The 21,831-nt window shown below is 63.9% G+C and carries 21 protein-coding genes; 9 read left to right on the top strand and 12 right to left on the bottom strand.

Translation table 11 applies throughout. The features are described from left to right. Position 1 precedes the first annotated feature (1 nt). On the top strand, positions 2-763 hold the full coding sequence (locus LWC34_RS00560) for an enoyl-CoA hydratase/isomerase family protein (RefSeq protein WP_233726338.1): 762 nt from the start codon (positions 2-4) through the stop codon (positions 761-763). Here the strand turns inward: LWC34_RS00560 and LWC34_RS00555 are convergent. Both LWC34_RS00555 and LWC34_RS00550 read right to left on the bottom strand, forming a co-directional pair. Next, entirely contained in the window at positions 760-1,635 is an 876-nt protein-coding gene (locus LWC34_RS00555; RefSeq protein WP_233722411.1) for an SAM-dependent methyltransferase, read from the bottom strand. The two genes, LWC34_RS00560 and LWC34_RS00555, sit on opposite strands and share 4 nt — an antisense overlap. Positions 1,636-2,434: 799 nt before the next feature. Next, entirely contained in the window at positions 2,435-4,009 is a 1,575-nt protein-coding gene (locus tag LWC34_RS00550; protein WP_284051404.1) for a serine/threonine-protein kinase, read from the bottom strand. 85 nt (positions 4,010-4,094) lie between these two features. Between LWC34_RS00550 and LWC34_RS00545 the strand changes: the two genes are divergently transcribed. Continuing rightward, a complete protein-coding gene (locus LWC34_RS00545; protein WP_233722410.1) occupies positions 4,095-4,994 on the top strand; it encodes an acyl-CoA dehydrogenase family protein in 900 nt (299 codons plus the stop codon). 48 nt (positions 4,995-5,042) lie between these two features. Next, the gene (locus tag LWC34_RS00540; protein WP_233722409.1) at positions 5,043-5,549 is read left to right on the top strand and encodes an RICIN domain-containing protein; all 507 of its coding nucleotides are present in this window, start codon (positions 5,043-5,045) and stop codon (positions 5,547-5,549) included. On the opposite strand, the gene hsaB is transcribed toward LWC34_RS00540, so the two are convergent. The 4 genes from hsaB to hsaA are packed head-to-tail and all read right to left on the bottom strand — an operon-like array spanning position 5,546 to position 8,998. Continuing rightward, a complete protein-coding gene (hsaB, locus tag LWC34_RS00535; protein WP_233722408.1) occupies positions 5,546-6,073 on the bottom strand; it encodes a 3-hydroxy-9,10-secoandrosta-1,3,5(10)-triene-9,17-dione monooxygenase reductase subunit in 528 nt (175 codons plus the stop codon). The two genes, LWC34_RS00540 and hsaB, sit on opposite strands and share 4 nt — an antisense overlap. A gap of 8 nt (positions 6,074-6,081) precedes the next feature. Further along, positions 6,082-6,984: an iron-dependent extradiol dioxygenase HsaC gene (hsaC, locus tag LWC34_RS00530; protein WP_233722407.1), complete on the bottom strand. Its 903-nt coding sequence runs from the start codon at positions 6,982-6,984 to the stop codon at positions 6,082-6,084. After that, the gene (hsaD, locus tag LWC34_RS00525) at positions 6,984-7,847 is read right to left on the bottom strand and encodes a 4,5:9,10-diseco-3-hydroxy-5,9,17-trioxoandrosta-1(10),2-diene-4-oate hydrolase (protein ID WP_233722406.1); all 864 of its coding nucleotides are present in this window, start codon (positions 7,845-7,847) and stop codon (positions 6,984-6,986) included. The genes hsaC and hsaD overlap by 1 nt, the downstream gene beginning before the upstream one ends. Continuing rightward, on the bottom strand, positions 7,838-8,998 hold the full coding sequence (hsaA, locus tag LWC34_RS00520; protein WP_233722405.1) for a 3-hydroxy-9,10-secoandrosta-1,3,5(10)-triene-9,17-dione monooxygenase oxygenase subunit: 1,161 nt from the start codon (positions 8,996-8,998) through the stop codon (positions 7,838-7,840). Before hsaA ends, hsaD begins: the two co-directional genes overlap by 10 nt. 262 nt (positions 8,999-9,260) lie before the next feature. On the opposite strand from hsaA, the gene LWC34_RS00515 reads away from it, so the two are divergent. Further along, positions 9,261-9,605: a hypothetical protein gene (locus LWC34_RS00515; RefSeq protein WP_233722404.1), complete on the top strand. Its 345-nt coding sequence runs from the start codon at positions 9,261-9,263 to the stop codon at positions 9,603-9,605. Between the two features lie 40 nt (positions 9,606-9,645). Then, positions 9,646-10,230, top strand: coding sequence for a DUF3558 family protein (locus LWC34_RS00510; RefSeq protein WP_233722403.1), 585 nt, complete (start codon positions 9,646-9,648; stop codon positions 10,228-10,230). A 328-nt stretch (positions 10,231-10,558) separates the two neighbouring features. Here the strand turns inward: LWC34_RS00510 and LWC34_RS00505 are convergent, their stop codons facing one another. After that, positions 10,559-12,016, bottom strand: coding sequence for an IS1380 family transposase (locus LWC34_RS00505; protein ID WP_233722402.1), 1,458 nt, complete (start codon positions 12,014-12,016; stop codon positions 10,559-10,561). A 75-nt stretch (positions 12,017-12,091) separates the two neighbouring features. Then, entirely contained in the window at positions 12,092-12,859 is a 768-nt protein-coding gene (locus LWC34_RS00500; protein ID WP_233722401.1) for an IS5 family transposase, read from the bottom strand. 221 nt (positions 12,860-13,080) lie between these two features. Between LWC34_RS00500 and LWC34_RS00495 the strand changes: the two genes are divergently transcribed. From LWC34_RS00495 to LWC34_RS00480, 4 genes are all read left to right on the top strand, one after another. Next, on the top strand, positions 13,081-14,469 hold the full coding sequence (locus tag LWC34_RS00495) for an IS1380 family transposase (protein WP_233722400.1): 1,389 nt from the start codon (positions 13,081-13,083) through the stop codon (positions 14,467-14,469). Positions 14,470-14,686: 217 nt separating this feature from the next. Continuing rightward, positions 14,687-15,892 (top strand): hypothetical protein, encoded by a 1,206-nt coding sequence (locus LWC34_RS00490; protein WP_233722399.1) that lies wholly within the window; start codon positions 14,687-14,689, stop codon positions 15,890-15,892. A 136-nt stretch (positions 15,893-16,028) separates the two neighbouring features. Further along, complete coding sequence (locus LWC34_RS00485) at positions 16,029-16,403, top strand: hypothetical protein (protein ID WP_233722398.1); 375 nt, start codon at positions 16,029-16,031, stop codon at positions 16,401-16,403. Between the two features lie 15 nt (positions 16,404-16,418). Then, entirely contained in the window at positions 16,419-18,602 is a 2,184-nt protein-coding gene (locus tag LWC34_RS00480; RefSeq protein ID WP_233726336.1) for a (Fe-S)-binding protein, read from the top strand. Positions 18,603-18,645: 43 nt separating this feature from the next. Here the strand turns inward: LWC34_RS00480 and LWC34_RS00475 are convergent, their stop codons facing one another. Genes LWC34_RS00475 through LWC34_RS00460 form a run of 4 tightly spaced genes read right to left on the bottom strand, consistent with a single transcriptional unit; the run spans position 18,646 to position 21,827 of the window. Beyond that, complete coding sequence (locus LWC34_RS00475; protein WP_233722397.1) at positions 18,646-19,173, bottom strand: HD domain-containing protein; 528 nt, start codon at positions 19,171-19,173, stop codon at positions 18,646-18,648. Then, a complete protein-coding gene (dmpG, locus tag LWC34_RS00470; RefSeq protein ID WP_233722396.1) occupies positions 19,170-20,177 on the bottom strand; it encodes a 4-hydroxy-2-oxovalerate aldolase in 1,008 nt (335 codons plus the stop codon). The genes LWC34_RS00475 and dmpG overlap by 4 nt, the downstream gene beginning before the upstream one ends. Beyond that, positions 20,131-21,045 carry an acetaldehyde dehydrogenase (acetylating) gene (locus tag LWC34_RS00465; protein ID WP_233722395.1) on the bottom strand — a complete coding sequence of 305 codons (915 nt, stop codon included), beginning with the start codon at positions 21,043-21,045 and terminating at the stop codon, positions 20,131-20,133. Before LWC34_RS00465 ends, dmpG begins: the two co-directional genes overlap by 47 nt. Continuing rightward, positions 21,045-21,827, bottom strand: a complete 783-nt coding sequence (locus tag LWC34_RS00460) for a 2-keto-4-pentenoate hydratase (RefSeq protein WP_233722394.1) — start codon at positions 21,825-21,827, stop codon at positions 21,045-21,047. The genes LWC34_RS00465 and LWC34_RS00460 overlap by 1 nt, the downstream gene beginning before the upstream one ends. Between the last annotated feature and the right edge of the window lie 4 nt (positions 21,828-21,831).

The following is a 21,831-nucleotide window of genomic DNA, read 5'->3' as shown; positions in this document are numbered from 1 at the left end:
CGTGGTTGTCGAGCAGGACGGTCCTGTCCTCACGATCATTTTCAACCGTCCGGACAAGCACAACGCGATGACGTTCGACATGTACAGCTACCTGGCTGAGGCATGCGAGCGCGCTGACAACGACGACGAGATCCGCGCGATGGTGCTGCGCGGCGCGGGCCGTCAGGCGTTCGTGTCCGGCACGGACATCACGCAGTTCAGCGAGTTCGAGACCGGCGAGGACGGAATCGCGTACGAACGCCGTATCGCCGAGGTGCTCAACCGCCTGGAGGACGTAACCGTGCCGACGATCGCGGTCATCCACGGCTACTGCGTCGGCGCGGGCCTGGCCATCGCGGCCGTCTGTGACCTGCGGGTCGCGGGTACGTCCGCGCGGTTCGGCGTCCCGATCGCGCGCACCCTCGGCAACTGCTTGTCCATGAACTCGTACTCGCTGCTGGTGAACCACCTCGGGCCGTCACGAGCGATGGACATGCTGCTCAGAGCCAAGATGGTGACCGGTAGCGACGCTAAGGCCGCCGGGTTCGTGCACGAGCTGTGCGGCGATGACGACCTCGACCGCACCGCGAACGCCGTCGTCGGGACCGTCCTGCGCAACGCGCCATTGAGCATGTGGGCGACTAAGCAAGCGATTGCGCGGCTGCGTCGTGCCGCGTTGCCCGACGGCGACGACTTCGTCAGCAAGGTCTTCGGCAGCGAGGACTTCCACAACGCAGTCGCCGCGTTCGGCACGAAACGGCAGGTGAACTGGCAGGGCCGCTAGGCCTTGCGGCCCACTCCGCACCAGCCCAGGTAGTAAGCGCTCATGTCGCTGTCGATGGGGTTGTCGGGACGCCAGTCCGGCGGGTGCACGACGCCGGGCTCCACCATGTCCCAGCCCTCGAACAGCTTCTCCATCTCGGCCTTGGTACGGCTGTACAGCCGGGTCGTGGTGTTCTCGTACGCCCTGACGAACGCGTCGACCTGGTCCTTCTGGTCCTGCGGGGCCTCGTCGTTGCAGATGTGGGACAACGCGAGCATGCTGCCCGGCGCCAGCTTGGAGCGGTAATACGCGATCAGCTCGCCCGGTTTGTCCTCGTCGCCGACGAAGTGCAGCAACGCAACCATCAGCACGCAGACCGGTTTGCTGAAGTCGATCAGCTCCAGGGTGCGCGGGTGGTTCAGGATGCCGTCCGGGTTACGCAGGTCCTCCTGGATCATCGCGACCCGGTCGGTGACCTTGTGCTCCTGCAGGACCATCGCCGAACTCTGCACCGCGATGGTGTTGGAGTCGACGTACACGACATGGGCATCCGGGTTGGCCCGCAGCGCGATCTCGTGCACGTTGCCGACCGTCGGCGCACCGGAGCCGATGTCCAGGAACTGGGTGATCCCCTGCGAGACGGCGTAGGTCACCGCGCGGCGCAGGAACGAGCGGTTGCTGCGGGCGAGCGGCCTGATGGACGGCAGGATCTGCTCGGCCTTGTCGACGAAGGCGCGATCGACCGCAGTGTTGTGCGATCCGCCGAGGTAGGCGTCGTAGACCCGGTCAGGTGACGGGAGGGTCGCGTCGATTCCGGCCGCTTCAAGCCACGCGATGACCGCGGTGTCCTGGAACGGAATGTCGTAGTCGGACGTGTCGCGGCCGGCCGTCATCCGGTCTCCCTGTCGCCGAGGTTCATCACTATCTGCATACCGCGAATCGCGCAAGTTCACAACCTGTAGCAAGGTAGTCGCTCCACTCAGAACTGACATCCTTGTCCCCGCTAACGATAATCGCAGGTCGCAATACAACTCTAGGACAACAGCGCTCACAATTTGTGACCCACAACACTGATCCAACTATTACGCCATTCAGATATTCCCATGCCGGACAACTCCCGTTGCTTGACACCGCCAACCTGAACAATCCAAGATCAGTCGAGGGATAACGTTGTGACGGTACTTCAAAGACGCAGATTCCGGCAACACCCCTTTTACTGATCACTATTCAGTCAGTTTTCGCGAGTAACTCACCCATCACGACAGTCATAAACCACAAATGAGCGGGGGAACATGAGGTTCAAGTTCGCACTGCTGTCCGCATACGCAGTCGTTGCTCTCACACCAGTTACCGCCCAGGCCTCAACACCGGAACCCGACCCTCCCTGCCCTACCAGCCATGTCTGCGCTTACCGAAGCCTTGATTGGCAAGGGCATACATATCGGCGTACGACCGCCTCGGTGCGAGGATGTAACGACATTCACACAAGTCAGTCATTCGGAAATTTCGGCATCCCCTCTATCATCTTCTGGGAATTTGACAACTGTACCGGCAGAAACATCAGAGCACTTCCAGGGCTTCTGGGAAGCGCAACGTTTTTCAACCTTGAGGCAATAAGTCGCGGCTGATTGCGTCCCGGAGCACGGATCGGCTGACCAATCGCGTCGCGATTGGTCAGCCGACTCAATCGAATTACCTACCGTCCGAAGCAATCTTAAGCTGGCCGCCGGTCTTGATCACACGCAGTTCCTTGTGTTGGACGTTGCCTTGCCCGTAGTTCACGTCCACCGGGACGGTCACCGAGCCGTCGCCGTTGTTGCGCACACCGTTCGCGTTGCGCGCGCTGAACTGCGGATACTGAGACCAGTACTGACCGAAGGCGTCAACCGTGCCGAAGGTCGCCTGCATCTCAGCAGAGAGCAGATTCCATCGAGTGTTCACGTCAGCCTGGTTGTAGTACTTGATCACCAGCTGACCCGCCGAACTCCAGTCGATCCCGCCCTCGGAACCACCCTGCGGGGTCACCGGCGCGGTCGGCGTCGACGACGACTGCTCCGGCGGTCCCGTGGTCACAGTGACGGTTTGCTGCGGCGGAGTGATGGGCGCCGGGCTGTTCGCGTTGTTGTCGCCGGAGCCGCCTGCGCTGAGCACGGTCGCGATGACACCGCCAAGCACGGCGGCCACGACGACGGCGCCGATAATCGCGGCGACGCGCTTGTTTCCACCCTGCTTTGCCGGAGGTGGCGGGGGCGGCGGAGTCGGTGGCGTAACGGGCTGCTGCGGCGGTGGCTTCGGTGGCGCCTGGACAGCTACCGGTGCTGCAGGCGCGATGAGCGTGGCTTGCGCGGGCGGTGGCGGCGCTTGCTGCTTCGGCGGCTGGGCGATCTTCGGCACGACAACCGTCGCGCCGCCGGCGATCTCACCGAGCGTGCCGACGAGCTCCGGCATGGTCGGCCGGTCGGCCGGGTCCAGGCTCAGCAGCTGCATCAGGGTCTTGGACATCGCGCCGGCCTGCTTGGGCTCCGGCACCTTGCCCATGGCCACCGCGTACAGCTGGGCCAGCGGGTTGTCCTTGAAGCCGTACGGCGGCTGGCCTTCGATCGCGTGGTACAGGGTGGCGCCGAGGGAGAACACGTCTGACGCCCTGGTCGGGTCCTGGCCGCGGGCCACTTCCGGCGCCAGGTAGGCGGGCGTCCCGGCGAGCATGCCGACCGAGGACTGGGTCATCGTGCCGTCGTCGGTCGACCGGGAGATGCCGAAGTCGGTGATCTTCACCGTGCCGGTGTCGTCGATCAGGATGTTGCCCGGTTTGACGTCCCTGTGCACGATTCCGGCCGCGTGCGCGGCGGTCAGCCCGGTGGCGACCTGCACACCGATCTGGGCCGTCTCCTCCGGCGAGAGCGTGCCGCGCTCGGCGAGCAGCCCGGAAAGGCTCAGTGACGGCAGATATTCCATGATCAGGCAAGGGTCGCCGTCGTGTTCGGCGACGTCGAACAACGCGATGGCGTTGCGGTGCTGCAACCTCGCGGCGATCCGGCCTTCACGCATCGCCCTTCGGCGTGCGTCGGCGGTCTGGCTCTCGGAGAGCCCAGCGCGCATCAACAGCTGCTTGATAGCAACCGTTCGGTCAAGACGCTCGTCGCGCGCCTGCCAGACGATGCCCATCGCGCCGCTGCCGATGGTGTCCAGCAGCCGGTAGCGACCGGCGACCAGCTGCCCCTTTTCGATGACGACTCTTCCTCGCGTGCGTGTACCTGACTGCGTCAACCTTATCGAACCGTGGCCACTGCCGAGCGACGTGGCACGGGGTCAGTTCGTAGCAAACCAAGCGATTGTTTGGTTTGATGAGCGTATGCTGAGCGCGGAACACGACGATCTACGAGACGCCGTGCGGCACATGCTCAGCCGCGGCAACGCCTCATGGTCCGGTCTGTGCCAACAGATCGGCGTTGCCGGACTTGCCGTGCCCGAGCAGTACGGCGGAGCGGGCGCGACATTGCTCGAAGCCCATGTCGTGCTTGAGGAAACCGGCCGAATGCTGGCACCTGTCCCTATGCTGTCGGCCACAGTGGCCGCTCAGGCACTGCTGCTCAGCGAACGCGCGGATCTGCTTCCCGAGATTGTGGAGGGCACGACTATCGCGACGGTCCTGTGGGCCGATTCGGTTTCTGAAACGGTTCGGTACGTCCTGGATGGCGATACGGCGGATGTGCTGATCGTCTCAACTCCAGATGGTCTTTTTCTCGGCGATTCCACGCATCGCGTACATACGCCCACGATGGACGAAAGCAAGCGGCTCGCGACTGTGCGTCTTTCGGGCGGAACGCGAATCGGGCCGCCCGCGCCGCAGTTGCGTGACATCGCGTTGGTCGCACAGACCGCCGAACAAGTCGGGGCCGCTCAACAATGCCTCGACATGACCGTGGAATACACCAAAACCAGGGTGCAATTCGGCCGTCCGATCGGGAGTTTCCAGGCGCTGAAACACCGGATGGCGGATATGTACGTCCGAGTGGAGACCGCGCGGTCCATCTCGTACGCGGCCGTCGAGAATCCCGACCTCGCGGCCGCCGCGACGGCGTACTGCGGCGAGACACTGTCCTTTGTGGCCGGTGAGATGATCCAGCTGCACGGCGGGATCGCGATCACCTGGGAACACGACGCGCACCGGTATTTCAAGCGGGCACACAACAGTGCGCAGCTGTTCGGCCAGCCGCACGAGCACGTGACCAGGATTTCCCGGGCGCTGTAGGGGCTGGCACCCTTCCTCGCCGGGATCGGCGTCCGCCAGCCTGGCGTGATGAAACACAGAATCCTGGCTGTGGCGGCATTGTTGCTGCTCAGCCTAACCACGACCGCGAAGGCAGACCCGCCGTCATGGCCGTCGGGCTTGGCCTACCGCGGCAGTACCGCCCTGTGTGCCACGAAGGCAGGCGAGGGGTTGTTCCATCAAGTGTTCGTGCAGTCATGCGGCACGGCTGCGAACGCCACGCAGCACTGGGCCTTGTACATGTTGCACGAACCGGACATCTACCAGATCCGCAACGACCGCGGCGGCGTCAAGACCGGTCGGTGTATGGAGGTCCAGGACAAGTCGACGGCCGACGGCGCGGGCATCCGGGCCGAGGAGTGCGATGAACGGAAATTCCATCAGATGTTCCGCGTGAACATCCACGCGGGCGCGCCCCGGGCCTATGTGGCCGTGCACAGTGGGAAGTGCCTTGCCAACAACCCCAGCAGCATCTGGGTTATTCAGGCCACGTGTACAGGCAACACGCTCTGGACACCGGTCGGACTCAGGCCCTAGATCCAGTCGTTGTGCTTCGACCACGTGAAAAGGTTGTCCAGCATGGCATTCGGCTTGCGTTCAGCCTTCGCGTCGGTCGCGGTGTAACGGCCACGGTAGAACAGCAGCGGCTGGGCGTCCCGGCAGGCGCCCAGCTGTCGCACACGGCCGATCACGACATAGTGGTCGCCCGCGTCACGGACTTCATCGACGTCACAGTCGACCCAGGTCAGCGCGCCGTCAAGGATCGGCGCACCGCTCGGCGCCGGAGTCCATCCCGTGCACGCGAACTTGTCCGCGCCTGCCGTGCCGAACACCGACGAGACGTCCTGCTGGTCCTCAGCAAGCACGTTCACGCAGAACTTTCCGGTCTGCGAAATCGCCTGCCAGGTACGGGAAGTCCGGCCGGGACAGAACAGCACCAGCGGCGGGTCCAGTGACAGCGCGGCAAAGGCCTGGCAGGCGAATCCGACCGGGCCTTCGCCGGTGATCACCGTGACGCCTGTGCAGAAATGCCCAAGCACCCTGCGGAAATCCGCTGTCATCGTGGACGTCACTGCTTCGCGCCAACGCTGAAGTCGTGTCCCCACAAGCTGACCGCTGTACTTTCCCGCGCGATCCAGTCGTCGTCGTCGACCTGTCGTCCCTCACAGCCGAATTCGACGTCGAACCCGCCTGGGGTCTTCATGTAGAACGACAGCATCAGGTCGTTCACGTGCCTGCCCAGTGTGGCGGACATCGGAACCTTGCGGCGTAGCGCGCGGTCAAGCGTGAGCCCGACATCGTCGCTGTTCTCGACCTCGACCATCAGGTGCACGATCCCGCTCGGTGTCGGCATCGGCAGGAACGCCAGGCTGTGGTGACGCGGGTTGCAGCCGAAGAATCGCAGCCACGCGGGCGGACCATCCGCGGGACGCCCGACGAGCTGTGGTGGCAAGCGCATTGAGTCGCGCAGCTTGAACCCAAGCACATCGCGGTAGAACGTCAACGCGGCTTCGTCGTCGTGTGTGGACAGCACGACGTGACCAAGCCCTTGTTCGGCAGTCACGAACTTGTGGCCGTACGGGCTCACGACGCGCCGATGCTCAAGCGCGGCGCCGTGGAAGACCTCAAGAGTGTTGCCGGACGGGTCGTCGAACCTGATCAGCTCGACCACGCGACGATCCGCCAACTCGGCCGGTGTCGCTTCTTTGTACGGCACGCCTGCGGTTTCGAGACTCTTGCGGACTTCGTCCAATTCGGCCGCGTTCGCGGTTTCCCAGCCGGACTGCGCGAGCCGGTCGGCTTCGCCCGGGAAGATCACCAGGCGCGCAGGGAAGTCGTCCATCCGCAGGTACAAGGCGTTGGGGTCGCTGCCTTTTCCTTCGACCATGCCGAGCACTTTGAGGCCGTACTCGCGCCACTTGGCCATATCGGTGGCTTCGATCCGCAGGTAGCCGAGCTGCCGGATGCCCATCACGCGCTCCTCAGGAAATCGAGGGTAAGCCGGTTGAACTCGGCGAACTTCTCCAGCTGCGCCCAATGTCCACATCGGCCGAAGACATGCAACTGCGCCCGCGGGATGAGTTTCAGCGCGAGCAGGGCGCCGTCGAGCGGGTTGACCCGGTCCTCACGGCCCCACACCAGCAGCACGCGTTGCCGTAGCTTGTATGCCTCACGCCAGAGCATGCCTTCTTCGAAGGTTTCCGGACTGGTGAACGATTTGCCCATGGATGCCATGGCTCGCAACGACTCCGGGTCCGCTGCCACTCGGAAGCGTTCCTCGATCAGCTCTTCGGTGACCAAGGACTGGTCGAAGACGAGCGTCCTGAGGAAGTCGCCGAGCTTTTCCTTGGAAGGCCCGGGCGGTGCGGCGAAGGCGTACAGCCGTTTGATTCCTTCGGTCGGGTCGGGCGCGAATACGTTCAACCCGAGGCCACCTGGCGCCATCAAGACAAGACGTCCCGCGCGATCGGGGTGTCGCAATGCGAACCTGACGGCGGTTCCGCCGCCGAGGGAATTGCCGACGATGTGGACCCGTTCAATGCCAAGGGAATCGAGCAGGCCGACGAGCGCGTCCGCGCTGAATGTGAAGAACTGGCTGGTGATCTCCGGTTTGTCGGAATGCCCGAAACCTGGTTGGTCGACGAGCAAGGTCCGGTGGTGTTCGGCGAAAACCTCAAGATTGCGCCCGAAGTTGCTCCACGCGGACGCGCCAGGCCCGCCGCCGTGCAACATCACAACCGGCTCGCCTTCCCCTGCCTCGTGAAAATGCAGCTTCAGGTCCGGGCCCGCCTGGGCTGTGCGTGACGTGGATTCGAATGTTGTGGTCACAGCCATGCGTCCTGCACCTTCAAACCCAGTTCCGCCTTGCCGTACATGGCAAGCGCGCGTTCGGGGTCGTTGATCGCGTGCACTCGTCCGGCGTGCGCGTCCCGCCAGAACCGTTGAATCGGAGTGCCCGCGTTCAACGCTTTCCCACCGGAGTTCTCGAAAAGCCTGTCCACCGCGCCGATTGCCCGCGAGGTCGCTTTGACTTGGTCACGCCTGATCCGCATCCGCAGGTCGAAGGGGACCTTCTCGCCCGCGACCACATGCTTGTACGCGGTCCCGATGTTGTGTTCCAACTGGAGCCACGCGGCATCGATGTCACTTGCCGCTTCGGCCACCCGAACCTGCGAATACGGATCTTCGGCGGCTTTGTTGCCGTAAGAAGCACGAACCCGTTCTTGCATATAGGAAACGTGCGACTCGTAGGCGCCGGTGGCCATTCCCACAACCGGGGCCGCGATCGAGTACGAGAAGACCGAGGCGAATGGCAGCTTGTACAACGGGCCCGTGTTCACTTCCTGGCCGGGACACACGCACTTGCCGGTGTCCATGAAGCTCAACGTCCGGTATTCGGGGACGAAGACGTCGTCGACCAGAATGTCGTTGCTGCCCGTGCCGCGAAGGCCGACGGTGTCCCAGACATCCTCGATCTTGTAGTCGGAGATCGGCAGCAGGAATGTGCGGAAGTCCACCGGATTGCCGTCGTCGCCGAGGACAAGCCCGCCAAGGAAAACCCAGGACGCGTGATCACAGCCGGAGGAGAAACTCCACCGCCCGGAGAACCGGAAGCCGCCGTCAACCGGCGTAGCCCGACCCATTGGCGCGTAGGAAGAAGAAATCCGGGTGTCCTGATCCTCACCCCAGACGTCCTGTTGTGCCTGCGCCGGAAACAACCCCAGTTGCCACGGATGACAGCCGAGCACAGACGACACCCAACCCGTTGACCCACAGGCACTCGAAATGAGCCGGACGGACCGGTAGAAGTCGAGCGGATCGGCCTCGTGGCCACCGTGCCGCGCTGGCTGGAGGATACGGAAGAACCCGGTTCGCTGGAGTGCCTCGATCGACTCCGCCGGGACTTTGCGCAGGTCCTCGGTCTCCTGTGCGCGTTCCCGCAGGACCGGTAGGAGTTCCCGGACCGCGTCGACGACCTCGCTCATCAGCACTCCCGAACTGGAACGTGTTCTCACTACCGACCCAGACTAGAACACGTTCCAGTTTCTGTCGATGCGCGGACCGGTTGGCACGCCTCTGACGTACCCCGAAAGCGTGACAGGACTGGGGATATCCGGATTCCGGACACGGGGAAGCAAGCCGTTGCTACCGTAACTCTGAGCAACCGAGGAGGGACGGCAGTACGTCGACGACGGCAGCGGAACCCCCGCACAACCCGACGCAAGCTGGGACTCCTTCGGTGCGAGTGTGGCTTCGTTTGCCAACTTGGCCGCGAGCGGCGGCTTCGAGGTCAACGAAGCTGGCGGCGAAGCCTTGATCAAGGCCATCCAGCGGATGCGCGACTGGGCGAACGGGCAGGTACTGGATCTCAGGCAACTGGCGCAACAGATGCCGTTGGGAACCAGCCATGCCGCGAAGGTGATGAAGCCATACGTACAGCAGGTGGCGATCGACGACCAGGGCTTCTTGACACAACTTGCGAAGTTTGTCGAGTCCCTCGATAAGGCGGAACAGGGTATCCGCACAGCGATGGCGAACTACAAAGCCACCGAAGAAGCTAACCGTACCTCTCTCGGTAATATGGAAGTCTAATGTTGACTCCAGGAGGAACTGCGAACCGATGGAGCCCCCATTGAAGAGTTCGATCATGGCCGTCACCATCCTCGCCGCTCTGACCTCAAGCTTGATCGCGTGTGCGACTCAAACCGACGGTTCGCCTACGCCTGCTAGCACGCCAGCACCGACTGGTCGGCCGACAATCCCTGGTCAAGGCGGTACGCCGGGCAGCACGAGCAAGGCACCAGTTCCCGGTCATGACAATAGCCCGACCAGCAATATCGACCCCTGCACGCTTCTGACTTCGGCGGATATTTCAACATTCGGAGCGGCAGCGGGAACGCGGAGAGATGGACTGGACGCCGACACCAGAGGTTGTCGATGGGTGGCTTCTGGCCAATATACGATCCAAGTCGATGTCTTTGACAAGCTTGGCGTCAAAGACATTCAGGCGACCGGCGAAGTCAAATCAATTCCTGCGATAGGTAGCCATCAAGCGGTTCAGTTTATGTACGGACCGTCATGTACCGTTACTATGGCAATCTCCGATACGTCACGAGTTGACGCAGCAGTAGCCGCCGGAAATGACGCGACGAAGGCGTGTCAGGTCGCGGCCCAAGTCGCGCCGCTGATTGAGCCCAGGTTGCCGGGCGGCAACTGAGCACACCAACAGCTCCGCCTGGCTGGCGACCGCCCCAGGAGCCACGGTGACGGCTCGGTCCTAAGAGGGCATCTGATCTTAGTTAGGCAAGAATGTCTGCTTTGGGTGGATCGTTTCGCCAGGTTTGGGTGGATTCCCCGGTCAGGGTGCGGCTCATTATGTTAGCCTTGATCATTCACGTGGGTGACGTGTCCGCCTGTGCCGGTTCGGATGTTGATCTTGAGTTGGTTGCTGTGTGGTGATGGTCAGGGTTCGAGCCCGGCCGCCGGTGTTGGCTGGGCGCCGGGTTGGGGGGCGGGCCTTTCAGGTCGAGGGGCAGGGACAGGGGTCATCGAGTTGGTGGTGGCAGGGCCAGCGCTGCCCGGAGGCAGGCGGCGAGAGGGTCGGCCCAGGGCCAGGTTTCCGGGATTTTGATCTTGCGTTTGCGTTGGCCGCGGACGATGCGGGCGGCGGTGTGCAGTAGCCGGTAGCGCAGGGTTTTGGGTTCGGCTTTGGCGAGGGTGCCCTCAAGGCAGAGCAGGCGCAGCCAGGCGAGCAGGTCGATGGCGATGGTGGCGGCCAGACACCAGGCCCGGTTGATCTCGATCTTGGTGGAGGGCAGGTGACCGAGGCCGGTTTGCTTGCCGCAGCGGACGTGGTCCTCGACTCGGGCGTGCGGGCGGTGACGGGCTTCCAGGAACTGGACGGTGGCGCCCGAACCGCTGCCCGGGGTGTTGGTGGCCACCAGTTGGTAGCGCCAGCCGTCGGCTTCTTCGAACAGGGACAACTGTGCGCCGGGGTGGGGTTTCTCACGACGACAGATGATCCGCAGATCGGCCGGCCAGTTCTCCAGTTGGTCCCCGTCGGGGTGGTGACGTAGTAGCGCGGTCAGTTCCACCACGCCGGCTTTGTCCAGCGGCCGAGGATCGCCGTGGTGATCGAGCACTGCCTGCCATGCCTTCGCGGGGACACGGCCGATCGCGGCTCGTTCCCGCGCACCGAGTTCCCAGCCGACGCTGTAGTGCGCCTGCCTGCCTGGCTTGGCGTTCAGCGCGGTGATGTACTTGATGAGACCGTGGGAGGCGCCCGCGCCGTCCACGGTGACTAGAAGGTTCCTTCGATGTTTCGCCGGGATCTGGGCGATCGCGGCGTCGAGGACCTCGAGGTGATCAGCTGTCGTGTTGGATCCGGCGCTTCCTGTGCGCAGCAACAGGGCCAGCGATTCGCCGGTGTTGTCACACATGGCCAGCAGCGGATGATGACCGAAGCTGCCCTTGTAGGTTCCCGCGGCGAGTTGTTTGTCCGAGTGCGCGATCACCAGCGAACCATCCAACCGGACCACCACGGTCGTGCCCAGATCACGGTCGGCCACCCGCGACGGCGGAATCCGGCCGTGCCGTCGCTCGATCAACGACCACACATGCTCGCGGATCCGGGCACGCACACGGGCGATCTTGTTGCGCTGCACCTGACCGACCGCGTCCAACGTGCGCCACAACGTCGGATCTGAGGCGACCGGCCCGAACAGTTCGGCCTGATCGCGCAGGACAGCCAGATCCGACAGGACCCGCCCGCCGTCAGCGATCAACACCGCGGTGTCGGCGAACACCCGGCCACGGTCATGCACCGGCATGAACCCACGCCGCGCCATCGCCCGCGACAAGCCTTCCGTCAACCCGGTGCGGTCGGCCAGCAACCGCACCGCCGCGGTCCCGGCATGACTGACCACGCCACGCCCACCGACTTCTACCGCCAGATCCCGCGACCACCCAGTAACATCCACGTCGAAAGTGCTCCAGAGCTTCATGGGTAAGAACAGGCATTAGCAACCTCATCTTCCCAGCTCAGGAGCACTTTTCCCTGTTCCGACACGGCGCCCGAATCAAGATCGCCATGAATACTCAGGGTTAGTCATCGCCCAGTGGACCATCGTGCGCGACCGCTGGGGCAGGGCTTCGTAGTCGCGCGCGAGTCGGCGGTGTTGCATCAGCCAGCCCAGACTGCGCTCCACTACCCACCGCCGGGGCAACACGTGGAATCCCTTGGCAGAAGGGCGTTTGACGACCTCAACCCGGATACCCCGCTGGGCTCCATGACGGATGACTGTGTTGTTGTAGCCACCGTCCACCCATGCCGCCGACACGGTCGGATGCGCAGCGGCGAGATGATCGAGAACCTGTTGCCCGCCAGCGGAATCCTGCACCGACGCCGCGGTCACGATTACCGCCAGCAGCAGGCCGAGCACATCGGTGGCGATGTGCCGTTTGCGGCCCTTGATCTTCTTGCCCGCGTCGATACCCTGACTGGATTCGCTGACATTGCAGGAGGTTTTCACGCTCTGCGAGTCGATGATCGCCGCCGTCGGGGCAGCAGCGCGGCCTTTCGCGACGCGGACTTGGTCACGCAACAGGTCATGCAGCGTTTCCGTTGTGCCATCGGCTTCCCACTTGGCGTAGTAGTCATAAACCGTCTTGCAGGGCGGGAAGTCGTGCGGCAGATACTCCCAGGCGATCCCGGTCCGGCACACGTACAGGATCGCGTTCACGATCTCCCGCAAGTCATGCACGCGCATCACGGTTCCCGGCCCACGCCGGGCAGCACGCCACGCCGTCAGCGTTGGCTCGATCAACGCCCAGCGAGCATCGGACAAGTCGCTGCGGTACGCACGCCGGGACCCCACAAGTTGATCAAGGTATCAGCCGTCACCCGACACAGACATATCGCCCCAACCAAGATCAGATGCCCTCTAAGCCTGAATCCACTGATGAGTGGGTGTTCGGGGCGGCGTGTTACAAGTGAAAGTGCCTTCTGACCTGCGATAATACGAGTTACTGAGGCTCGATTATCACCCGGGGATGGAAGGCACTTTCAGTGAAATTATCGCACAGGTGGTCGCGGGCGGCGGTGCGGTTCGATGAGGAGAATCTCGTGTCCTGCGCCGGGATCGTGCCGGTGATGGCGCTGGCCGAGCGGGCGGGCATGTCGGAACTGGTAGCGCAGAAGGTAGAGATCACGAACGCTCCGATCCCGTCGACTGGGGCCAGCCCGGCAGGCAAGGTCGCCTCGATCGTCGCGGGGATGCTCGCGGGCGCGGACTGTATCGATGACCTGGACGTGATCCGCCACGGCGGGATGAAACGTCTGTTCACCGGGGTGTACGCGCCCTCGACGCTGGGATCGTTTCTGCGCTCGTTCACCCACGGCCATGCGCTGCAACTGGCCGCGGTGCTGCGCGCGATGCTGGTGTCGCTGGCGGCGAAGACCCCGGTGCTGGCCGGGGCGGATCAGATGACCTTTGTGGACATCGACTCGCTGCTGCGCCGCGTGTACGGCACCCAGAAACGAGGTGCGCGGTTCGGGCCGGCCAAAGTCGGTGGCTACCAATTGTTGCTGCGAGGGCTCTCGCCGCTGGTGGTCACGATCTCCACCCGGCTGGCCGCACCCCTCGTCGCCGCGATCCGTCTGCGGGCAGGCAACGCCGGTTCCGCGCGGGGCGCGGCGAGGTTACTGACCCAAGCCCTGAACACTGCGAAAGCCGCCGGGGCACGCGCGGGACGGATCCTGGTCCGCGGCGATTCCGCCTACTACGCCGGCACAGTGGTCAGTGCCGCACGCCGCGCCGGGGCGATGTTCTCGATCACCGTGGCGACCAACCCGTCAATCCAGGCCGCCATCACGGCGATCGCCGAGGACGCGTGGGTCGCGGTGCGCTACCCGGGTTCGGTGGAAGATCCCGATACCGGCGAGCTGATCTCTGACGCCGAGGTCGCCGAGACCGGCTATACCGCCTTCGCCGGAACCCGCCACGTCATCACCGCCCGGCTGGTGGTACGCCGGGTGAAGGACAAGAACTCCGAGAACGCCCTGTTCCCGATCTGGCGTTACCACGCGTTCTTCACCAACACCGAACTATCCACAGTAGACGCTGATCTCGCCCACCGGCAGCACGCGATCGTCGAAACGACCTTCGCCGACCTCATCGACGGCCCGCTGGCGCATCTGCCATCGGGGCAGTTCGACGCCAACGCCGCGTGGGTCGTCTGCACCGCCCTCGCCCACAACCTGCTGCGCGCCGCAGGCAGCCTCACCAGCACCTTCCACGCCAAAGCCCGCGGCGCGACACTGCGCAAACACCTCGTCTGCGTCCCAGCCCGCCTTGCCCGCCCTCAAGGCCGCCCGGTCCTGCACCTACCCGAGCACTGGCCCTGGGCCGAGGCTTTCACCACCCTGCACACCGCCGCCAGCCCACCCGCCGCCTGACCTTTTCTTCACCACCCGCCCGCCAGGGCCCGACCGGAGACCTCCCGTGGACACGCTGGACAAGCCAGCCGTTTCACCATGCCCACCACCAAAACCCAAGATCCACACATGACCAGAACACCCCGGAAGATCAACACAAGGTCTATCGGTGGATTCAGGCTAAGACCTCGGGCCAGCCTCCGGCGAGGTACGCGACCGCTGATCTATCATCGACCAAGTGTCGCCAGTTTCGCGTGGTCGCAAGGGAAAAAAGAACAAGCAGCAGAAGGGGCCGACCCTGCCGAAGGCGGTCCGTCACTTCGCCGCACCAAGTGCCCCTCAGCCGAACTTTTCGACCGGCAGCCGAAAACTGCCGGTGGTCCGCGGCGAATGGTTTGACGAGGCCACCAGGACTGTCCTCGACCAGGCTCACACGCTCTTGACCGCTCAGAATCCTCTTGAGCTCGAACAGGCCACCGCCGAACTCACTGGCGCCGCTTTGCACACGGTGATCCACGATGGACAAAGTGGTCTGAAGTTCGAGAACTGGCTCAGCGAACTCATCGACGCCGCCGCGGTTGAGGCTGAAGCGTCGGAAGGGGCATCACGGCTGCTCTACGGCCTTGCCGCGATCGTGCCAAGCAAGCTGCTGACCAAGGCCATGCGGAAGGTCAGCCAACTGCCGGAAGGCGGCCCATCCTGGCTCCGGTTGACGCCAGCCATCGAGGCCAACGGTGACGTATGGCGGATGCGGGACATCTACCGCTCCCGGGTCGCCTTGATCGCGGACTTCAGGTACCCGGACGGTTCCGCGCCGTCGGTTTTCCTCTTCGACATCGACATGAGCGCCGAGATCCGGTTCGCAGAGCCTGGAGTGTTCGAAGACGTCAACCAAGCAGCCGACTCGTGGCGAGCGCGGGTCGGCGAGACCGCGACCGATGCCCAGCCTCGTCTCGTCGATTCGCCCACCGACCTACTGCCGCTGATGCACGTGGACGCGGGTGAAATAGGTCCGATCGGCGACGAAACCCGCGCCCAAACAGACAACTGGTTCCGGGGCCTGCGACGAATCCAGGACGTGCTGACCGCCAGGGAGGAACGGGGCCTGCCCGACCCGCCGAGCATCGGACTCTACGAGAGCGACGGGTATGAAGCGTTGGCCAAGGAATTCATCCGGTGGTACGCCGAACGCCACGGCGCCGAGCCTGTGCGGGAAGTGGTCGTCGGGCTCGCCGCGGAATGGCTGGAGGGCATCTTGCCCGATGCCGTGCATTCGGTGTCACCACGCCGAGTGGCGTATTACCAAGAGTTGATCGACGACTTCCGGCCGGACTTCACGGCGGCGGTCAAGCCGCTGTTCCCCGAGTGGGTGCGCTGGAACGGCGAGCAGGCCGGACTGCCCCAGCACCTCATCGATCGCGCGGTGGCCGAGGCCGCGTTCTGAGCTGCCCCAAGAGAAAGAAGGGCAGGCTGCCCTAACTAGACCCTTCGCGACGCTAACCCATTCGGGTGGTACCGGCGAGTAAAGAATCTTGAGTAGTCTCCGAAGATAGTGGCGCCGGTCACAGGGAGGCTCACGGATGCGACATGGCTTGGCACAGTGCCTTGCGTGTGGCTCCCGGTGTGCCTACTGCGATCTGCCGGTTTTGCTCACGAGCGAACGCGAGCATCCCGGCTACGGCGTGGTCGAGCAGGTCAGCGACCTTGGCGGACTGCCAGGGCTCGGCCTGCTGCACGTGTTCTGCCGGGATTCGGCGCGGTCACGCAGCGCGGCCCGGCGTGGGCTTGTTGTCAGGAGGGCGTATCTCGGGCGCGCCACCGAGCGTTATGAAGCGCATCTACCACTACGGCCTTACGATCGCCTCGGGGTTTGTCCGGGTGACGGGCAGCGGTGGCGGATTGCGAAGATGCGGTACGCGTGCAAGGCGTGCCGTTATTACACAAGCTCACACTGACGAGGTTGCTACGTGCTGATCGTTCGTCTTGTTCTTGGTCTGTTGATGACCGTTGTCGGGCTTGGCTTCGCCGCGCAGCGAATCCTGTGGTTGAACAAGCTGATCCGCTCGGGTGAACCCGACCATGCGCGATCCGACAACCTGGGCAAACGCGTGGCCGCGCATCTTGCCGAGGTGTTCGGCCAGCGCAAGCTGCTGAAGTGGTCCGTGCCCGGTATGGCGCATCTGTTCACGTTCTGGGGTTTCGTGATCCTGGCGTCGGTGTACCTGGAGGCGTACGGCGCGCTGTTCGACGAGAAGTTCGTCATCCCCTTCATCGGCCACTGGTCCGTCCTCGGTTTCCTGCAGGACTTCATCGCGGTGATGGTCGCGGTGTCGCTTGTGGTCTTCGGCGTGCTGCGCATCAGGCAGTCGCCGGAGCGCAAACAGCGCAAGTCGCGCTTCTACGGCTCACACACCGGTGGCGCGTGGCTGATTCTCTTCATGATCTTCAACGTCGTCTGGACGATGTTCCTGTTCCGTGGCGCGTCCGCGGCGGCTGGCAACCTGCCGTACGACAGCGGCGCGTTCGTCTCGATCGGCGTCGGCAATCTGCTCGAACCGGCTGGGCACAGCGCGAACGAGATCATCGAGACGATCGGCCTGCTGCTGCACATCGGCGTGATGCTGAGCTTCCTGATCATCGTGCTGCACTCCAAGCACCTGCACATCTTCCTCGCGCCGATCAACGTCACCGCCAAGCGGCTGCCGGACGGTCTTGGCCCGTTGCTGCCGATGCAGTCGCACGGCAAGCCGATCGACTTCGAGGATCCTGGCGAGGACGACGTGTTCGGCCGGGGCAAGATCGAGGACTTCACCTGGAAGGGCATGCTGGACTTCGCGACGTGCACCGAGTGTGGCCGCTGCCAGTCCCAGTGCCCCGCGTGGAACACCGGCAAGCCGTTGTCCCCCAAGCTGGTGATCATGGACCTGCGCGACCACATGTTCGCGAAGGCGCCATACCTGATCGGCGGCAAAGAGCCGACGGACGCGGTGGACGTGGTCGAGCACGACCCGCACCACGTGCCCGAGGCCGGTTTCCCGCGCGTGCCCGGTGACCAGGGCGGACGGCCGTTGGTCGGCACTCTCGAGGCCGGTGGCGTGATCGACCCGGACGTGCTGTGGTCGTGCACGACCTGCGGCGCGTGCGTTGAACAGTGCCCAGTGGACATCGAGCACGTCGACCACATCGTCGACATGCGCCGCTACCAGGTGATGATCGAGTCCGAGTTCCCGACCGAGCTTGGCACGCTGTTTCGCAACCTGGAGACCAAGGGCAACCCTTGGGGCCAGAACAACAACGAGCGGATGGACTGGGCCAAGGGCCTCGACTTCGAGGTGCCGGTGTTCGACGGCGAGCTGGCGTCCGATGTGGAGTATGTGTACTGGATCGGCTGCGCGGGCGCGTTCGACGACAACGCCCGCCGTACCGTCCGGGCGACCGCGGAGTTGCTGCACCTTGCTGGCGTGAAGTACGTCGTGCTGGGCAAGGAGGAAAGCTGCACCGGTGACCCGGCGCGGCGCTCGGGCAACGAGTTCCTGTTCCAGATGATGGCCCAGCAGACGGTGGAGATGCTGAACGCCGTCTTCGAAGGCCGCGAGCCGTTGCAGCGCAAGATCGTGACGACCTGCCCGCACTGCATGAACACGCTCGGCCGCGAATACCCGCAGCTGGAAGGGCATTACGAGGTCGTGCACCACACGCAGTTGCTGAACCGCCTGGTGCAGGCGGGAAAGCTCACTCCGGTGGCGCCTGCTGACCCGGTTGGCCCTGGCGTGACGTACCACGACCCGTGTTACTTGGGGCGGCACAACAAGGTTTACACGCCGCCGCGTGAACTCATCGGCGCCGCTGGCGCGTCGCTCACCGAAATGCCGCGGCACGCCGACCGTTCGCTGTGCTGCGGCGCGGGTGGCGCTCGCATGTGGATGGAGGAGCGCATTGGCAAGCGTGTCAACGAGGAACGTGTCGACGAGGCGCTGACGACCGGCACGGACACCGTGGTGACTGGCTGCCCGTTCTGCCGCGTGATGATCAACGACGGGTTGACCGCGCGGCAGAGCGAAGGCAAGGGCGAAGGTGTTGCGGTGAAGGACGTTTCCCAGCTCCTGCTGGAGTCGGTCAAACGGGCCGACAAGAACACCCCAGCGGCCGACTGAAACCCTCGTGAGTGGTTATTCGTGTTAGAACACGAATAACCACTCACGAGGGGTGGGCCGCCTGAAAGGCGAGCCTGGTATCAGCGGTCGCCGCTATCCGGTCGAGCACATCGTCAAGGGCCATGAACGCTTCCCAGGCCTCCCCTGGAAGCCGCTCGACAATGAGGTTCTCCAGATCTTGCACACGCTTGGCCTTCCAAACCTTGTCCGCAAGGCTGACCACGAGATCCTCGAACTCGATGCCTTGCTCGGTCCACGAGGCGTGTGTTCTGGCGAACCGCGCGAGCCGCTCAGGAAAACCGTGTTCCACCAGAAGTTCATAGCCAGCAGGTTCGTGCTGTGAACCTGGGCCGGAGAGTTCGGCAGGATGCAGAACCTTGCCGATGTCATGGGTCGCCGCGCCGAACAGGACAGCTTCCCGATCGACCACAACTCCACGTTGCTCGAACCACTCGACAAGCTCAACCGCGACATCGTGCACCAGACGCAAATGCGCCGCCAGGCGGGGCGGCGCATCCACGGTTTCCAGCAGAGCCACTACTTCTTCCGGCAAGGGTCTGTACGAGCTCACCCAGCCACTTTAGCCGCGAGGTTGATCGCGATGTCGGCCAATTGGTCTTCCTGGCCACCTACGAGCTTCCGCTTCCCTGCCTGGACAAGGATTTCCGCGCCTGAAACCCCATACCGCTCGGCTTGCCGGTACGCGTGTTTGAGGAAACTCGAATAGACGCCCGCGTAACCCATCAGCAGGGCCATTCGGTCCAGCTTGCATTCCTCTGGCATCGCGGGCAGGACCACGTCTTCGGCCGCGTCGACGATCTTGAAGAAGTCGATGCCCGTCTCGATCCCAAGTTTGTCGCAGACGCCGACAAGCGCCTCGGTCGCCGTGTTGCCCGCGCCCGCGCCGAATCTGCGGGCGCTGCCGTCGATCTGCTGTGCGCCGGCACGGATCGCGGCGATGGAGTTCGCGACCGACAGCCCCAGGTTTTCGTGGCCGTGGAATCCGACCGTGGCGTCTGACCTGAGTTCGGCGATCAGGGCTGAGACCCGGTCGCTAACTTCTTCGAGCACCAACGCACCCGCCGAGTCCACGACGTAGACGCACTGGCAGCCTGCGTCAGCCATGATCCGGCCTTGCTTGGCGATCACCTCTGGCGGCTGGGAGTGGGCCATCATCAGGAAGCCGACCGTTTCCAAGCCACGTTCCCGTGCCAGGCCGAAGTGCTGCACCGCGATGTCCGCTTCCGTGCAGTGAGTGGCTATTCGGCAGATCGAGGCACCGTTGTCCTGCGCTATCAGGATGTCGTCTTTCACTCCGACACCTGGCAGCATCAGGAACGCGATCTTTGCCCGTTCAGCCGTCGCGACTGCCACGGAGATCAGCTCTTGTTCGGGGGTTTTGCTGAAGCCGTAGGTAAAGGACGATCCGCCGAGGCCGTCGCCGTGTGTCACTTCGATGACGGGTACTCCTGCCGCGTCAAGTGCGGCCACAATGGAGCGTACTTCGTCCGATGTGAACTGGTGGCGCTTATGGTGCGAGCCGTCCCGCAGCGACGTGTCCGTGATCCTGAGCATGGGCAATCCTTTCGCCGACCCGAACGGCGGCAGCGGTCATGATGTCCAGGTTTCCCGCATACGGCGGCAGGAAGTCCCCTGCCCCTTCGACTTCGATGAAGACCGTCACCCGTGCTGGCGCTGATCCTTCGGGCGGGTCGAACTGCGGCTCGTTCAACAGCCGATAACCGGGTACGTACGAGGCGACTTCAGAAACCATCCGAGTCACCGAATCCGCGATCGCAGTGTGATCCGCGTTCGACGGGATCGCGCAGATGATGGTGTCACGCATGATCATCGGCGGGTCGGCGGGGTTCAACACGATGATTGCCTTGCCACGTTCGGCGCCGCCCATGACTTCGATACCACGGCTTGTGGTCCGGGTGAACTCGTCGATGTTCGCCCGTGTCCCTGGGCCCGCGGACACCGAAGCTACTGACGCCACGATCTCGGCATACGGAACCGGAACAACTCGGGAAACCGCTGCGACAATGGGAATCGTGGCCTGGCCGCCACAGGTGATCAGGTTGACGTTCGACGCACCCAGGTGCTCATCAAGGTTCACCGGCGGCACGACGTAAGGCCCGATCGCGGCTGGAGTCAGGTCGATCGCCCGTATCCCGGCCGAAGCGTACCGTGGTGCGTTCGCCCGATGGACGTAAGCCGAAGTCGCCTCGAACACCAGCTGCGGCGGATTCGCCGACGACAGCAACACGTCCACACCGTCCGATGTGGTCTCCAGACCCATCGAAGCCGCGCGACGAAGACCTTCGCTTGATGGGTCGATGCCGACCATCCACACCGGATCGATCACCGCACTGCGCTGGAGTTTGTACAACAGGTCGGTCCCGATGTTGCCGGAACCGACGATCGCCGCCGGAACACCCATCAGCCACCCCCGAAGGTCAACGAGACATCACCTAGACCCGAGAACTCAGCCCGGAACGTGTCACCCGGCCGCGCGTCGATAGCCCGCGTGCACGATCCGGGCAGCACGATGTGCCCGGCTTTCAACCGGACCCCGAAACTCGCGACCTTTCCGGCCAGCCACGCCACCGCGGTCACCGGATTGCCAAGCACCGCATCGGATCTGCCTTTGGCCACTTCGGACCCGTTGCGCCACAACACGGCGTCGATCGCACGGATGTCCACATCAGACGGCCGAACCCGAGCGGCACCCAGCACGAACCCGGCCGACGAGGCATTGTCGGCGATGGTGTCCGGCAGCTTGATGTTCCAGTCCACGATCCGGCTGTCGATCAACTCGATCGCGGGCGCCAAAAAGGACGTCGCGGCAAGGACATCGTCCTCCGTGCACCCCTCGCCGGGCAGGTCGGCGCCGAGGACGAAACCGACCTCGACCTCCACGCGCGGATAGCAGTACTTCGCGGTGTCGACCAGAACGTCCTCGGACAGGGCCATGTCGTCGAGCAGGTGGCCGTAGTCCGGTTCGTTCACGCCCATCATCTGCTGCATCGCCTCGGATGACAGGCCTACTTTGTGGCCGAGCACCGGACGGGCTCGCCGCCGGATGTTGTGCAGCTGGATCTCGTAGGAATCCACCGCGTCGATCCCAGGATAGTCCAGGATCAGCGGTGCGATCGGCGACCGGTCGCGTTCGGCCGCGTACAGCCGGTCCGCCGCTTCGGTGCGTTGGTCAGCCGTGAGCACTTGT

This window comes from Kibdelosporangium philippinense, assembly GCF_021390435.2.
GTDB classification, from domain to species: domain Bacteria; phylum Actinomycetota; class Actinomycetes; order Mycobacteriales; family Pseudonocardiaceae; genus Kibdelosporangium; species Kibdelosporangium philippinense.
The sequence above is the reverse complement of the archived record's forward strand: the minus strand, read 5'-3'. Positions and strand labels throughout refer to the sequence as shown.